Raw genomic sequence first — 14,834 nt, 5'->3', positions numbered from 1 at the left:
GCTCGGCGGCTATTCTGGACTGGTTATGACCTCGAAAACTGCGCCAGATGCTCTTCGCGCAAGCGGCTCACCGCAGGTCTACCTCGATCACGCCGCCAGCACTCCGATGCACCCCATCGCCATCGAGGCGATGACGGCCGCGCTGGCGACGGCCGGTAATGCGTCCTCGCTGCACGGCAGTGGTCGATTGGCGCGCCGCCACATGGAGGAGTCGCGCGAGACGCTGGCGCACCTGCTCGGTGCCCGGCCCTCGGAGGTGGTCTTCACCGCGGGGGGCACCGAGAGCGACAACCTGGCCGTAAAGGGCATCTACTGGGCCCGCCGCGATGCCGACCCGCGTCGCAGGCGCATCGTCACCACACCGGTCGAGCACCACGCGGTGCTCGACGCGGTCGAGTGGCTGGTGGCGCACGAGGGCGCCGAGGTGACCTGGCTGCCGGTGCGCACGGACGGCTCGGTGTCGCCGGCGGCACTGCGGGAAGCGTTGCAGGACCGCGACGGCGCCGGCGACGTCGCCCTTGTCTCGATCATGTGGGCCAACAACGAGGTCGGCACGATCATGCCGATCGATGAATTGGCCGCCGTCGCGGCCGAGTTCGAGGTGCCGATGCACAGCGACGCGGTCCAGGCGGTCGGCCAGATCCCTGTCGGTTTCGCCGCCAGCGGCCTGTCGGCGATGAGCATCACCGCGCACAAGTTCGGCGGCCCCAAGGGGGTGGGCGCGTTGCTGCTGCGACGCGACACGGCTTGCGTGCCGCTGCTGCACGGGGGCGGTCAGGAACGCGACGTCCGTTCCGGCACACCCGATGTCGCCGGAGCCGTCGCGATGGCCGCTGCGGCGAAGGTCGCGGTGGAGAACCTGGCCGCCAACAGCGCCCGGCTGCAGGCACTGCGCGACCGGTTGGTCGACGGGGTCTTGTCGACGATCGATGACGTCGACGTCAACGGCGCCGCCGGCTCCGCGCGGCTGCCCGGTAACTCGCACTTCACGTTTCGCGGCTGCGAGGGAGACTCGCTGCTGATGTTGTTGGACGCCAAGGGCATCGAGTGCTCGACGGGCTCGGCATGCACCGCCGGCGTGGCACAGCCCTCGCACGTGCTGATCGCGATGGGCACCGATCCGGTGAGCGCACGCGGGTCGCTGCGGCTGTCGTTCGGCCACACCAGCACCGACGCCGACGTGGACGCCGTACTTGCAGTGTTACCCGCCGCGGTCGAACGCGCGCGGCAGGCGGCGCTGGCCAGTTCGGGAGCGGTGGATTTCCGATGAGCGCTTGCGCGAAGAGGCGTCGCTGATGCGTGTGCTGGTGGCGATGAGCGGTGGCGTGGACTCCTCGGTCGCCGCCGCCCGGATGGTCGACGCGGGCCACGACGTCGTCGGTGTGCATCTGGCGTTGTCGGCCGCACCCGGGACGCTGCGCACGGGGTCGCGCGGGTGCTGCTCGAAGGAGGATGCCGGTGACGCCCGCCGGGTCGCCGACGTGCTCGATATCCCTTTCTACGTCTGGGATTTCGCCGACCGCTTCAAAGAGGACGTCATCGACGACTTCGTCTCGGCCTATGCGCGCGGCGAGACACCGAACCCCTGCGTGCGGTGCAACGAACGGATCAAGTTCTCGGCCTTGGCTGCTCGCGCCCTGGCGCTGGGGTTCGACGCGGTGGCCACCGGGCACTATGCGCGGCTGGCCGACGGCAGGCTGCGCCGCGCCGTCGACGCCGACAAGGACCAGTCGTATGTGCTCGCCGTCCTGACCGCCGAGCAGCTGCGCCACGCGGTGTTCCCGATCGGTGACACCCCCAAGTCGCAGATTCGCGAGGAGGCCGCGCGGCGCGGGCTTGCCGTCGCCGACAAGCCCGACAGCCACGACATCTGCTTCATCCCATCCGGCGACACGCGTGCCTTCCTGGGCGCCCGCATCGGTGTGCGCCGCGGCGCCGTCGTCGATTCCGGCGGGACGGTACTGGCCGAACACGAGGGCGTGCACGGGTTCACCGTGGGGCAGCGCAAGGGCCTCGGAATCGCCGGACCCGGACCCGACGGGCGGCCACGCTACGTCACCGGCATCGACGCCGACACCGCTACTGTGCGCGTCGGCGGCGCGGCAGACCTCGACGTGTGGACGCTGACCGGTGAGCGGCCCGTCTTCACCTGCGGTGTCGCACCCGCCGGACCGGTGGAATGCCAGGTGCAGGTGCGCGCGCACGGCGGGCTCGGCGACGGGGTGGCCGAACTGCGCGGCGGCCGGCTCGTCGTCGAGCTGCGATCGCCGCTACGGGGAGTGGCGTCGGGTCAGACCATGGTGCTCTACCGGCCCGACCCCGACGGCGACGAGGTGTTGGGCAGCGCGACGATCACTCGCTAGCCCGGCACGTTGGCCAAGATGTTGATCATCACGATCTCGGGTACCGAGTCGGGGAACCGGCACGCGGTCACCTCGACGAGCACCACCGACTTCACCCGGTAGTCGCGACCGCAGCCGCTGCGCAGGCGCAGTTGCAGGATGTCGGGGCCGGCGGTCCAGTCCCCGACGAACATCGCGCCCAAAGGCGTTGCGTCGCAATCCTCGACGCGCGCAAGGAGGTCGTCGAACGCGCGTCGTGCGGTCGGGGGATCACGGTAGGCCGCGGCGCCTTCGGAGATCAGTCCGCCCTGCGGCGGATACTGGAACGTCGTCTTGTGGAACTCCTCGACGGCGCGCCCGAAGGTCTCGGTCTCGGCGAACACCCAGCGGCATTGCGGCGGAGCGGATTCGGCCAGCGGGTCGATGTCGACGGGCACCTTGCCGTCCATCGTCGGGATGATGGTGAGGTCGTCACCGGCCCCGGTGATCGCGCGCATCTGCGATTGATCGAGCATGATCGTGTCGACGTCGATCGGCGAGCGAGAATCTTCGTCGATGCCTGGCACAGCGCGGATCGCAGCGCCACCGACGGTCTGCGTGCATCCCGCGATCACCACGGCCGCCGCGCACCACAGGATCATCCGTCCTGGCGATACGGGCATGCGCGTCCCTTCCCAACCCTTGGGGTCGACCCTATCCGGAATCGAATACTGTCGGCCGAGTGAGTGTTTTCGCCGCAGCGACCGGCATCGGATCGTGGCCGGGCACGTCGGCGCGCGAGGCCGCCGAGGTGGTGGTCGGGGAACTGCACACGCTGCCGCACCTGGTCGAGTTGCCGGGCCGTGGCGTCGGCGCCGACATGATCGGACGTGCCGGGGCGCTGCTTGTGGACATCGCGATCGACACCGTGCCCCGTGGCTACCGCATCGCCGCCGGCCGCAGCGCCGTGACACGACGGGCGGTGAGCCTGCTCGACGAGGACCTCGACGCGCTGGAGGAGGCGTGGGAGAAGGCCGGCTTACGCGGCGGGGGCCGCACGGTCAAGGTGCAGGCGCCCGGGCCGATCACGCTGGCCGCGCAGCTGGAACTGTCCACCGGGCATCGAGCGATCACCGATTCCGGCGCCGTCCGGGACCTGGCCGCCTCGCTGGCCGAGGGGATGGCCCGACACCGTGCCGCGGTGGCGCGACGGTTGGACATCTCCGTCGCGGTGCAGTTCGACGAGCCGCTGCTCACCGCTGCGTTGCGCGGCCGGCTGACCGGGGTCACCAGCCTCACGCCGGTGCATCCGGTCGACGAGTCCGAGGTGATCGGCCTGCTCGACGAGTGCGTGGCCACCGTGGGCGCCGATGTGCTGGTGCACAGCTGCGCCTCGGCACTGCCTTGGAAGGTGTTGCAGCGCAGCGCGATACACGCCGTCGCGCTCGACGCGTCGACACTGGTCGCCGAGGACCTCGACGGCATCGGCGAATTCGTCGAGAGCGGGCGCACGGTGCTGCTCGGCGTGGTGCCGTCGGTCGCTCCGCCCGTACGGCCGTCGTCGGAGGAGATGGCCAGGGCGGCGGTGGCCGTCACCGACCGGCTGGGCTTCGCCCGAACGCTCGTGCGACAGCGCATCGGCATCACCCCGGCGTGCGGGCTGGCGTCGGCGACCGCCGAATGGGCACGCACGGCTGTCGGGCTCGCCCAGAAGGCGGCCGACGCCTTCACCGAAGATCCCGACGCCATCTAGCTTCCGTCGCAGTCGAAGACAGAAAGTGCAACCAAAAGGTTGCTTCCCGCTGGGGCTACCGCTACCGTGAGAAGCAACTAGGAGGTTGCATATGAGTCCAGATCGGATCGAGAAAGTCGTCACCCTCAATGCGCCGCTGGAGCGCGTCTGGCGGGCGATCAGCGACGCCGACGAGTTCGGCCAGTGGTTCGGCGTGCGGTTCGACGGACCGTTCGTCGCGGGCACATCGGTCACCGGTGTGATGACCCCGACGGCCGTCGACGCCGACGTCGCGAAAGCGCAGGAGCCCCACGCCGGCCAGGCCGACACCTGGCACATCGTCGCGGTGGAGCCACCGCGCCGGCTGGCGTACCGGTGGCATCCCTACGGCGTCGAGGACGGCGCCGATCCCGACAGCGAACCCACCACGCTGGTGGAATTCACGCTGGAGCAAATCGACGGCGGGGTGTTGCTACGCATCGTCGAATCCGGGTTCGACGCGCTGCCCGCCGCCCGCCGCGCATCGGCCTACGAGGGCAACAGCGAGGGCTGGGCAGCCCAGACCAGGCTGGTCAAAAAGTACCTGGCGCTGGACCAGCGGGTGTGATTCCGACTGCGGCCGAGGCGCCGGTGCGGGCGTTCTCGTCGTACTTCGATGCACTCGGTGACCCGAATCGGCTGCGGATCGTCATCCGGTTGTGCGACGGCGGGCCGTGCTCGACGACCGACATCGCGCAGGTGGTGCCCGTCAGCAGGCAGGCGACGACCAAGCACCTGCAGCTGCTCGAGTCGGCTGGTCTCGTGAGCAGCCGCCGCGCCGGCCGCGAGCGGATCTGGCGGATGCAGCCTCGGCCGCTGGCAGATGCCAGCGAATACCTCACCGCGCTGTCGCAGCGATGGGACCGCGCGATCGACCGACTGCGCACGTTCGTCGAGGAGGTCGAATCCAACGGTTGAGCCCCGATTGGCGCAGAGCTCTCAAATTCGCGGCGGCGGCGTGCGACAATGCTTGGCAAATCCCGTCGCTTCGTCCACGCCGGTCCGGGGAGAGGAACAGTGGCTCGTACCAACTCGCGCCTGGCAGCAGGTGTCGGAGTGGTTTCGGTGTTCCTGTTGCTCGGTGGCCCGGGCGCCGAAGTCGCATTCGCCGATCCCGGTGGCGATCCCGGTGGCTCCGGAGGCTCGGATCGCGGCAACAGCTCTGAGCGCGGCGCCGGCTCCGATCGTGGGAATGGTGGTCGCGACGAGCCCGGAGGTGGCGGCAAGGGCGGTGACCGCGGGCAGGCGACTGGTCGAGACGGTGACGGCCCTTTAAGCGCCGGCGCGTCGGCCGTCGACGAGGCCCCGACCGGCTGGAGCGGCGGTAGCCCACAGACCCGGGTCGGCTCGGGCCGGGAGGTCACCGCCCGGCCGAGCCCGGGCGGCTCCGATTCGGTCTCCGACGGCGCCTCCGATTCGGGCTCCGGCGGCGGCTCGGACTCGCCTCCGGCGACGTCGACGTCCCAACCACACGTCGTGACGTTCGGAGACAGTGCGATGCCGGCCGCCGGCGGCGACGACCCACAACCGCAGTGGCGGGCGCCCTCGGCGCCGCCACCGGCCGCGCCACCTCTGCCCCCGCCGCCCCCGCCGCCCCCGCCGCAAGCGGCGCCGGTGCCGTCCCTGGAGGAGCGCATCGTCACACCGCCTGCCGTCGTACGGCAGTTCGTCGTCGCGCCGGCGACCGGACTCACCGACCCGCTGTGGGCCGTCGCGGGTCTGTTGCTCATCCCGGTCGCCGGGGCGGCGCTCGGCTACCGCCAGGCCCGTGCGGCGCAGTCCGCCGAGCGGCTACACCCGTCCTGACGCACCGCGCAGATCCTTGCGCAGTATCTTGCCCGACGCCGATTTGGGCACCGCCTCGATGAACTCGACCTGGCGGACCTTCTTGTAGGGCGCGACCTGTTCGGCGACGAACGCGATGACGGCGTCCTCGGTCAGCTCCGAGCCGGATTGCTTGACCACGAACGCCTTCGGCACCTCTTCACCCTCGGCGTCGGTCACGCCGACCACGGCGGCGTCGGCGATGTCGGGGTGGCTGAGCAGAACGGCTTCCAGTTCGGCGGGCGGCACCTGGTAACCCTTGTACTTGATCAGCTCCTTGAGCCGATCGACGATGTACACGCAGCCGTGGGCGTCGACTTGCGCGAGATCGCCGGTGTGCAGCCATCCGTCGTCGTCGATGGTCTCCCGGGTGGCGCTCTCGTTGTTGAGGTAGCCCGCCATCACGTTGGGGCCCTTGAACCACAGCTCGCCCGTCGCGCTGAGACCCTCGGCGGGCGGGTGGATCACCTCGCCGGTCTCGGGGTCGACGATCTTGGAGGCGGCGTTGGACACCGTCCAACCCACGGAACTGAGCGGCGCGTTCGCCTTCATGTCGTGGGCGCCGGCGTCGAACGGGGTGATGTGGCTGACCGGGCTCAACTCGCTCATGCCGTATCCCTGCACGACGCGGCAGCCCAGCCGCTTCGCGACGGCGTGGCCGAGGTCGGCGTCCAGGGGAGCTGCGCCTGACATGACGACGTTGAGCGAGGACAGGTCGTACTCGTCGATCAGCGGATGCTTGGCCAGCGCGACGGCGACCGGCGGCGCGATGAACGCGATGGTGCACTGGTGGTCCTGGATGTTGCCCAGGAAGTCGCCGAGGTCGAAGCTCGGCATGATGATCAGCCGGGCCCGCGCGTGCAAGGCGGCGTTGAGCAGCACCGTCATCCCGTAGATGTGGAAGAAGGGCAGCACCGCCAACACGGCGTCATCGGCCACCATCCCGTGCAGCGGGCGGATCTGCGCGACGTTGGCGACCAGGTTGCGGTGCGTGAGCATCACGCCCTTCGGGTTGCCGGTGGTTCCGGAACTGTAGGGCAGCACCGCCAGATGTGACGACGGGGCGAAACTCACCTCGGGCGCGCTCGCGGCCGAGCCCAGCAGCTCGTCGGCGTTGGGATGGCCGTCGGCCTCGCTGCCGGCGCCGTCGAGCACCACCAGGGCGTCGTCGGGCAGGCCTGCGGCGGCGGCCCCCTCCTTGGCCTGGGTCAGCAGCGGGGTGACCGTCACCAGCATCTTGGCGCCCGAGTCGGTCAGCTGCTTGGCGATGTCCTTGGCGGTGAACAGCGCGTTGACGGTGGTGGCCGTCGCACCCGCGCGCAGGATGCCGTGGAAGGCGACCGCGAACCCGGAGCTGTTGGGAGACAGCAGCCCGACGACGTCGCCGACGCCGATTCCGCGTCTAGTCAGCGCACCGGCGAACGCGTCGACGCGCGCGATCATCTCCCGGTAGGTGGTCTGTCGGCCGGACTTCGCGTCGACCAGCGCGACCCGGTCGAGGTCGTCTTCGGCGATGTGAGCGAAGAGGTAGTCGTAGACGCTGGTGGACGGGATGTCGACTTCGGGGAACGGGCTCGCGAAACTCATGGCGCCTCCGATCGAATCATGTTCTGTCGCTTGTCGGGTCAGGCTTGGTCCAGCTGCTTGACCAGCTTCTTGGGGGCGGTCAGCCGGAACGACGCGTCGATCAGTTCACCGACTTCGTCCCAGTCGACCTGCTTGGTGACCGTCAGGTCCAGACCGAGCCAGCCCGACGGACCGAGATAGGCCGGATAGAAGAAGCGGGGGTCGGCTTCGAGCGCGGGCCGGTCACTTGGGTCGGCCTTCACAAGAATCGACTGCGGATACTGAGTGTGCTCGCCCTTCGCCGACGGCTTCACGCTTGCGCTGTAGTGGACGAAGACCTTCGGCGCGCAGAACACCGGCCTGCCGTGCGAGACCTTCTCGAACGCCTGCGGGAACGCCAGGGCGATCTGGCGCACCCGCGCCAGCACCGGATCGTCATCGCGAAACATGATCGGGTGCGGCATGGGGCCAGGGTAGCGAAGCCGGTGTGTCCGACGGCTCGGTTAGCCTGCGTGAGTGAGCTCCAAGGCAACTCCGGAATCGCAGGCTGCGCTGGCCGAACAGTCCGACGACGCCGCCGAGGCGGATCTGCGCCGCCGCTGGCAGGAGCTCGCCGACGAGGTTCGAAGCCACCAGTTCCGTTACTACGTGCGCGATGCCCCGATCATCACCGACGCCGAGTTCGACAAGCTGCTGCGCGATCTGCAGACCCTCGAAGACCAGCATCCCGAGCTGCGCGCTCCCGATTCGCCCACCCAGCTGGTCGGCGGCGCGGGCTTCGCCACCGATTTCAACCCCGCCGACCATCTCGAGCGGATGCTGAGCCTGGACAACGCCTTCACGCCCGAGGAGCTCGCCGCGTGGGCCGGTCGGCTCAAGGGCGAGATCGGTGAGGACGCCGACTTCCTGTGCGAGCTCAAGATCGACGGCGTCGCGCTGTCGCTGGTCTACCGCGACGGCCGGTTGGAGCGTGCCGCCACCCGCGGCGACGGACGCACCGGCGAAGACGTCACGCTCAATGCCCGCACCATCGACGATGTGCCCGAAAGGCTTTCGCCATCGGAAGAATTCGCCTTACCGAAGGTGCTCGAAGTGCGCGGCGAGGTGTTCTTCCGGGTCACCGACTTCGAGGACCTCAACGCAGGCCTGGTCGCCGAGGGCAAACCACCGTTCGCCAACCCGCGCAACAGCGCCGCGGGCTCGTTGCGGCAGAAGAACCCCGCGGTCACCGCGCGCCGCAAACTGCGGATGATCTGCCACGGCCTCGGCCACGCCGAGGGTTTCCGGCCCAAGACATTGCACGACGCCTACCGCGCGCTCAAGGCGTGGGGACTGCCGGTCTCCGAGCACACCGCCGCGGTCAGCGGCCTGGACGCGGTGACCGAGCGCATCACCTACTGGGGCGAGCACCGCCACGACGTCGAGCATGAAATCGACGGTGTGGTGGTCAAAGTCGACGACGTGGCGCTGCAGCGTCGGCTCGGGTCCACCTCGCGCGCACCCCGCTGGGCGATCGCCTACAAATACCCACCGGAAGAGGCGCAGACCAGGCTGCTCGAGATCCGGGTCAACGTCGGGCGCACCGGCCGCGTCACCCCGTTCGCCTGGATGGAACCGGTCAAAGTGGCGGGCTCGACGGTCAGCCAGGCCACCCTGCACAACGCGTCGGAGGTCAAGCGCAAGGGCGTCCTGATCGGTGACACCGTGGTGATTCGCAAGGCCGGCGACGTAATTCCGGAGGTATTGGGTCCGGTGGTCGATCTGCGTGACGGCTCCGAACGCGAGTTCGTGATGCCGACGCACTGTCCGGAGTGCGGGACTTTGCTGGCGCCTGCCAAGGAGGGGGACGCCGACATCCGCTGTCCGAACACGCGCTCGTGCCCGGCGCAGTTGCGCGAGCGCGTGTTCCACGTGGCGGGCCGCGGCGCGTTCGACATCGAGGGGCTCGGGTACGAGGCGGCCACCGCGCTGCTGCAGGGCGGTGTCATCGCCGATGAGGGAGACCTGTTCACGCTCGGCAGCGAGGATCTGTTGCGTACCGAGCTGTTCCGGACCAAGGACGGCAACTTGTCGGCCAACGGCAAGCGGCTGCTGGTGAATCTGCACGACGCGAAGTCCAAACCGCTGTGGCGGGTGCTGGTGGCATTGTCGATCCGGCACGTCGGTCCCACGGCGGCGCGTGCGCTGGCCACCGAGTACGGCGACCTCGACGCGATCATGGCGGCCTCGGAGGAGCAGCTGGCAGTGGTGGAAGGCGTCGGCCCGACGATCGCCGCGGCGGTGACCGAGTGGTTCACCGTCGACTGGCACCGTTCGATCATCGACAAGTGGCGCGCCGCGGGTGTGCGGATGGCCGACGAACGCGACACCAGCATCGAGCGCACCCTGGAGGGACTGTCGATCGTGGTCACCGGGTCGCTGAGCGGGTTCTCGCGCGACGATGCCAAGGAAGCGATCGTCGCACGCGGCGGCAAGGCCGCCAGTTCGGTGTCGAAGAAGACGGCCTACGTGGTCGCGGGCGATTCCCCGGGCTCCAAGTACGACAAGGCCGTCGAACTCGGTGTGCCGGTCCTCGACGAGGACGGCTTCGGCCGGTTGCTGGAGCGCGGACCCGACGGCGTGTGAGCCCGGCGTTTGTCGGCACCGTTCACCGGGCACCCGTCTGCACGACGGAAAAGGAGTGCTGATGGCGATCTGCGATACCTGTGGCAACGACTACGACAAGGCGTTCACTGTGACGTGGCCCGACGGCCGCAACGCCACATTCGACAGTGTCGAGTGCGCGGCCATGCAGTTGGCGCCCGACTGTGCGCACTGCGGCTGCCGAATCCTGGGCCACGGAATCGAAACCGACGAGGGGATGTTCTGCTGCGCCCATTGCGCGCGGAAGGACACCAACGCCGACGTCAACGACCGCTGGCCGGTGCCCGCGGGGGCCTGACTCAGCGGTAGCCGGCGCGGATGTCGTCGACGACGCGCGGGTGATCCAGGGTCGACGGCGGCAACGATCGGGGCCCGACGTCGGCGCCGAACACGGTGGCCGCGTCTAGCGCCCGCTGGTCGAGGTAGCGCAGCGGCGGCGCATCGTCGGGCACCCGCGGAGTCGGGGCCACCGGGCCCGTCCGTGCCAGCGCGAACCCCCAGTCGCCGAACGTCGGCACGTGCACGTGGTAGGGCGTCACGGCATAGCCGGCCGCCCGGATCGTCGAGACCGTGCGCCAGTACGCCGTCGGCGTGGAGAACGGGCTGCCGGCCTGGACCGCCACCAGCGCGTCGGGCGACAGCACACGGGTCAGCAGTGCGTAGAACTCCACCGAGTACAGCCGGCCCAGCACGGGAGTGTCGGGGTCCGGCAGGTCGACGACCACTGCGTCGAACCCGCCGCGCGGCACCGAGTCGGCCGGCGCCTCGCGCAACCACGTCAAAGCATCATCGATGACTACCCGCACCCGCGGGTCGTCCAGGGCGCCGACGTTGGCCTCGCGCAGCATCGTGCGTGCAATCTCGACCACCGCAGGGTCCAATTCGACCTGAACGATGGACTCGACATCGGGCTGGCGCAACAATTCTCGGGCAGCCAAGCCGTCACCACCACCGAGAACGAGCACCGTCCGGGCGTCGTCACCGAGTGCCGGGTACACCAGGCTCTCGGTGTAGCGGTACTCGTCGCGCGTCGAGAACTGCAGTCCGCCATCGAGATAGAGCCGGGTGTCGGTGCCGCGGCGAGTGACCACGATCTCCTGGTAGGCAGACCGCTCGAACGCGACGATCGGATCGGCGTATAGCCGCTGGCGGGTCGAGGCCTGGACATCGTCGGCGCGCACCAGCAGTGCGACCAGCACCGCCAGCGCGGTGGCCAACACGGTCAGCGAGGCGGCCAGTTGCCGCGCCGTAACCACCTGCCGCATCAGGAACACCGCGACGACGGCCGCCGCGGTCAGGTTGACGATGCCGGTCGCCGCGGCGCCGCGAATCATTCCGAGCTGGGGCAGCAGCAGGAACGGCCACACCAGGCCGCCGACCAACGCGCCGAGGTAGTCCGCGGCGTTGAGGTTGGCCAGCACGCGGCCGGCGTCGGTGGCGTCTGCGGTGCGCCCGCGCTGCAGCAGCGTCATCAGCAGCGGCACCTCGGCGCCTACCAGACCACCGATCAGCGCGGTGCCCACCGCCAGCACCCACAGCGATCCACCGACGAAGGCGAACGCGACATAGAGTGCGGCCGCCGACAGGCCGCCGATGATCGCCAGCGCGGTCTCTACGGCGATGAACACGATCGGCGCCCGGTGTAGCAGCGGCTTGACCAGCAGCGCGCCCACCCCGAGCGCAGCGACGTAGCCCGCCACGATCAGCGACATCGCCACGACGCCGCCGCCGTGCAGGCTCGCCGACAGCGTCAGCAGCGCCAACTCGTAGACCAGGCCGCACGCCGCGCACGCCGCCACCGCCGCGAACAGCACGGCCCTCCACCGCGTCACGGATCCGGCCAGCCGCGGTGCCGTTACCTCATGCTCGGTCGCGGTCATGACAACGCGGCGGCGTTCACCCCTCCCACGGCGAGCAGCGTCACAGCGGTGGCGATGGCCGCGGGATGTAGGCGTTCCTCGCTGATCAGATCGCGGAAGCGACCGGGCACCGCGATCTCGAGCACCACCAGCGCCAGTCCTTGCAGCACGACGCCGACCAGGCCGTACACGGCGGCGTCGACGAGCCCCTGACCGAGCTCACTGGAACTGGCCACGATCGCAGTGGCCACCACGAGCGCAAGCGCGGCATACATCCCCGACGCGACCGCGACGGCGTTGGGCCGCCGCTCGACGAACACCAACCGGCGCAGGCTGCCCGGGGTGAGCAGGTCGGCAAGCGCGAAGCCGATCGCCAGCACCACGGCGCCCACGATGAAGTACAGGATTGCCGCGATCACGTTCTGGGCGAGGCTCTCACCGCTGACGGTGCCGAATTCGACAAGGGCCAGATACATCAAATCTCCTTCTCGTGGTGCGGACGTCATTTCGTGCCGCCTGGACCGCCGGGGCTGCCGCCTGAACCACCCGCCGGAGACCCTGGAAAGAATCCTGGCCCGAGGAAGATGAAGCCGCCGGAGCTGTACCGGGCGTCGGTGTCCTCGACGCGCACACTGCACGGCCGGCCCTGGTCCGGGCCGACGATCACGATGTCGTCGTCATAGCGCAGGTATTCGCTGCCGCGGTCGGTGGCCCGTGCCTCCGGTGGCCGGTAGGCGGCGATCTGGTCGGCGACCGAACTCGGCGACCCGTCGCACGCGTAGCGCGCCCCGTCGGCGTCGGCGCTGTACTGGCGGTAGGTATTGGCGATGTGGGACTTGATGTTTCGGCTCTGCAACGAGATTCCCAGCAGCAGAAAGACGGTCGCCGCAACGGCCAGGCCGCCCGCCAGCCAAAAAAGTCCGGTGCGGGTCACGGCCGCCACCGGCTGCTGGTGTGGACGACCGCACCGCCGGTGGCCGTCGCGGGATACAGATGCCACGTCTGCCAACGCCATCCGGCGCCGTCGGGTTCGGCGGCCAGCACGGTCAGCGCGGCGTCGTTGCCGGGAAAGGCGCCACCTAGCCAGTGTGCCTCGTGCTGACACCGGTTGCGCAACTCACGGGCCAGCCGCTCGAAGCCGGCAGGGCCGTGTGTCTCGGTCCGGGACTCGAGGCGGTAGCCGGGTGCTTCGGCGCGGGCGGGCAAGACTGTCTCGGTGCGAGCGGTGCACGAAACCTCTTCGGAGAAGGCTTTATCCACGGTGATGACATGGGATGCACCCAGCACGCCGAGCGTAAGTGCGCCGCCGAGCGGATGGGCCAGCCGGCAACTCGCCAGCGTCACCGGTGTGGGCGCGTTGAGCGCCAGTCGTAATCCGGAGCCGGACACGTCGACCGGTTGCACGGCCAGGTGATGCAGGGGCAATTCGGGGGTCCTAAGCCTGCGGTGGCGGGGCCGGGTAGACCGTGAGCTCGCCGGGCAGCACCGGCTTGCCCACCGATATCTCCCACGGCATGTCCGGCGCCCACCGCTCGAAGCCGAGGAAGGCGCTCTGGCCGGCGTCGGCGTAGTCGACGAAGTCCATGTCGCCGCCGGCGGGCAGCCCCGTCGTGCCCTCGGTGGTGTATGAGGCGCGGCCGCGTTCGGTCTCGCGAAAGGAGACCCCGTCGACCACCAGCTCGCCGTCCGGTTGCAGGGCCAGGTCGTTGCGGCGCACCCACATCGCCAGTTCCAGGCGGCCCTCGTCTTCCTCGACGCCCAGCCACAGCGGTTCCGCGCCGCCTTCGAGCAGATGCTCCCACCAGACGAAGGGCCCCTGCCGCAGGGTCACCGATCCGCGGACGACGTAGTCGATGCCGCCGTGTGCGACGATCGCGCCGGGACCGAGCTGGCGTGGACCGAACTGGGGCATCGACGCTGCGAATTTCAGCGGATCTTCGCGCCCGGCAGCAGCTTTGGGTTGCTTGGGCCGCTGCAACGCCTTGACCAACACGATGACCGCCGCAAAGAACAGGATGGCGGCGAGCAGGATCAGTACCAGGTCCACGGGAGGCCTTCCGGACGGCGTCGAGCTGTGCGGTCGAGCGGTCGGATGCCACCGTAACAGCCCGCCGTGCGCGGGCTCAGCGCACGATCGTCGCGACGATACCCGCCAGGTAACCGAGCCGGGCGACCTCCGAGGGCCGGAAATGTGGACCGCCCGGGCGGCCCAGCACGACGGCGGTGTGCGGGTCGCCGAGGGGGGCCGCGGCCAGCGTCGTGCTCATGTCGCGCCACAACTGCGGCACCCAGTCGGCGTCGCCATCGAGGTCCTGGGCCCGCTCGAGCGGCAGCCACGGCGTCTTGGCGGCCTGGGTCTCGGGTGCACCGGCGCTGCCGACGACGCGCTCGGGCCCCGATTCGCTCAGCCGCACCACTGTGGTCCACCCGACGCGCAGCACCCGCGGCGCCTCGTCGGCGAGCACCTGTAACTTCTTTTCTCTTCCGCCCGCCGCGGCGATGTGGTCGATGAGTTCGAGCTCGCGGTGCGCCTCGAGCAGCCCGGTGTGGGGGCGTACGGCGTCGACGTAGACACCCTTGAGCTTCTCGGCGGCCGTGATGAGCATGTCGGGCATCGCGCCAGCGGGCAGTTCGACGACCAGGTCGTCGATCGCGTAGCCCGACGAGCGCTCCACCACGTCCAGCGACAGGATGTCGGCGCCGACGGATCCCAGCGCCACGGCCAGCGAGCCGAGGCTGCCCGGTCGGTCCTCGAGTTGGACCCGGAGCAGATACGAAGGCACGCGCACACTGTCGCACAGCCGGTCAGGCTCGGCATTCCGGCTGCGGGGGAGGTGACTAGGCTTGCGT

The 14,834-nt window shown here is 69.7% G+C and carries 17 protein-coding genes; 8 read left to right on the top strand and 9 right to left on the bottom strand.

Annotated elements, in window-relative coordinates; translation table 11 throughout:
- Positions 1-25 precede the first annotated feature (25 nt).
- Both K3G64_RS24930 and mnmA read left to right on the top strand, forming a co-directional pair.
- The gene (locus tag K3G64_RS24930) at positions 26-1,270 is read left to right on the top strand and encodes a cysteine desulfurase family protein (protein ID WP_238888243.1); all 1,245 of its coding nucleotides are present in this window, start codon (positions 26-28) and stop codon (positions 1,268-1,270) included.
- Between the two features lie 25 nt (positions 1,271-1,295).
- Positions 1,296-2,363 carry a tRNA 2-thiouridine(34) synthase MnmA gene (gene mnmA / locus K3G64_RS24925; RefSeq protein WP_238888242.1) on the top strand — a complete coding sequence of 356 codons (1,068 nt, stop codon included), beginning with the start codon at positions 1,296-1,298 and terminating at the stop codon, positions 2,361-2,363.
- Here mnmA and K3G64_RS24920 read toward each other — a convergent pair.
- Positions 2,360-3,004 carry a sensor domain-containing protein gene (locus tag K3G64_RS24920; protein ID WP_238888241.1) on the bottom strand — a complete coding sequence of 215 codons (645 nt, stop codon included), beginning with the start codon at positions 3,002-3,004 and terminating at the stop codon, positions 2,360-2,362. The two genes, mnmA and K3G64_RS24920, sit on opposite strands and share 4 nt — an antisense overlap.
- A 59-nt stretch (positions 3,005-3,063) precedes the next feature.
- Between K3G64_RS24920 and K3G64_RS24915 the strand changes: the two genes are divergently transcribed.
- From K3G64_RS24915 to K3G64_RS24900, 4 genes are all read left to right on the top strand, one after another.
- The gene (locus K3G64_RS24915; protein WP_238888240.1) at positions 3,064-4,074 is read left to right on the top strand and encodes a methionine synthase; all 1,011 of its coding nucleotides are present in this window, start codon (positions 3,064-3,066) and stop codon (positions 4,072-4,074) included.
- A gap of 91 nt (positions 4,075-4,165) precedes the next feature.
- A complete protein-coding gene (locus tag K3G64_RS24910) occupies positions 4,166-4,660 on the top strand; it encodes an SRPBCC family protein (protein WP_238888239.1) in 495 nt (164 codons plus the stop codon).
- On the top strand, positions 4,657-5,010 hold the full coding sequence (locus K3G64_RS24905) for an ArsR/SmtB family transcription factor (protein ID WP_238888238.1): 354 nt from the start codon (positions 4,657-4,659) through the stop codon (positions 5,008-5,010). The genes K3G64_RS24910 and K3G64_RS24905 overlap by 4 nt, the downstream gene beginning before the upstream one ends.
- Positions 5,011-5,109: 99 nt before the next feature.
- Complete coding sequence (locus K3G64_RS24900) at positions 5,110-5,898, top strand: hypothetical protein (RefSeq protein WP_238888237.1); 789 nt, start codon at positions 5,110-5,112, stop codon at positions 5,896-5,898.
- Here the strand turns inward: K3G64_RS24900 and K3G64_RS24895 are convergent.
- Together K3G64_RS24895 and K3G64_RS24890 are read right to left on the bottom strand one after the other, a co-directional pair.
- On the bottom strand, positions 5,884-7,503 hold the full coding sequence (locus tag K3G64_RS24895; protein WP_238888236.1) for a 4-coumarate--CoA ligase family protein: 1,620 nt from the start codon (positions 7,501-7,503) through the stop codon (positions 5,884-5,886). The two genes, K3G64_RS24900 and K3G64_RS24895, sit on opposite strands and share 15 nt — an antisense overlap.
- A 38-nt stretch (positions 7,504-7,541) precedes the next feature.
- Entirely contained in the window at positions 7,542-7,946 is a 405-nt protein-coding gene (locus K3G64_RS24890) for an MmcQ/YjbR family DNA-binding protein (RefSeq protein ID WP_238888235.1), read from the bottom strand.
- 88 nt (positions 7,947-8,034) lie between these two features.
- Here K3G64_RS24890 and ligA point away from each other — a divergent pair, with 88 nt between their 5' ends.
- Together ligA and K3G64_RS24880 are read left to right on the top strand one after the other, a co-directional pair.
- Positions 8,035-10,107, top strand: coding sequence for an NAD-dependent DNA ligase LigA (gene ligA, locus K3G64_RS24885; RefSeq protein ID WP_238950998.1), 2,073 nt, complete (start codon positions 8,035-8,037; stop codon positions 10,105-10,107).
- Between the two features lie 61 nt (positions 10,108-10,168).
- Complete coding sequence (locus K3G64_RS24880) at positions 10,169-10,423, top strand: hypothetical protein (protein ID WP_238888234.1); 255 nt, start codon at positions 10,169-10,171, stop codon at positions 10,421-10,423.
- A gap of 1 nt (position 10,424) precedes the next feature.
- Here K3G64_RS24880 and K3G64_RS24875 read toward each other — a convergent pair whose 3' ends face one another.
- The 6 genes from K3G64_RS24875 to K3G64_RS24850 form a co-directional block, all read right to left on the bottom strand.
- A complete protein-coding gene (locus K3G64_RS24875; protein ID WP_238888233.1) occupies positions 10,425-12,005 on the bottom strand; it encodes a polyamine aminopropyltransferase in 1,581 nt (526 codons plus the stop codon).
- Entirely contained in the window at positions 12,002-12,460 is a 459-nt protein-coding gene (locus tag K3G64_RS24870; protein WP_238888232.1) for a DUF350 domain-containing protein, read from the bottom strand. The genes K3G64_RS24875 and K3G64_RS24870 overlap by 4 nt, the downstream gene beginning before the upstream one ends.
- A 26-nt stretch (positions 12,461-12,486) precedes the next feature.
- Positions 12,487-12,918 (bottom strand): DUF4247 domain-containing protein, encoded by a 432-nt coding sequence (locus K3G64_RS24865; RefSeq protein ID WP_238888231.1) that lies wholly within the window; start codon positions 12,916-12,918, stop codon positions 12,487-12,489.
- Complete coding sequence (locus K3G64_RS24860; RefSeq protein ID WP_238888230.1) at positions 12,915-13,409, bottom strand: DUF2617 family protein; 495 nt, start codon at positions 13,407-13,409, stop codon at positions 12,915-12,917. Before K3G64_RS24860 ends, K3G64_RS24865 begins: the two co-directional genes overlap by 4 nt.
- A 10-nt stretch (positions 13,410-13,419) precedes the next feature.
- Positions 13,420-14,031, bottom strand: coding sequence for a DUF4178 domain-containing protein (locus tag K3G64_RS24855; RefSeq protein WP_238888229.1), 612 nt, complete (start codon positions 14,029-14,031; stop codon positions 13,420-13,422).
- 76 nt (positions 14,032-14,107) lie between these two features.
- The gene (locus K3G64_RS24850) at positions 14,108-14,767 is read right to left on the bottom strand and encodes an amino acid-binding protein (RefSeq protein WP_238888228.1); all 660 of its coding nucleotides are present in this window, start codon (positions 14,765-14,767) and stop codon (positions 14,108-14,110) included.
- Between the last annotated feature and the right edge of the window lie 67 nt (positions 14,768-14,834).

This window comes from Mycobacterium sp. IDR2000157661 (assembly GCF_022317005.1).
Classification (GTDB): domain Bacteria; phylum Actinomycetota; class Actinomycetes; order Mycobacteriales; family Mycobacteriaceae; genus Mycobacterium.
This window is presented reverse-complemented; position numbering and strand designations above follow the sequence as displayed.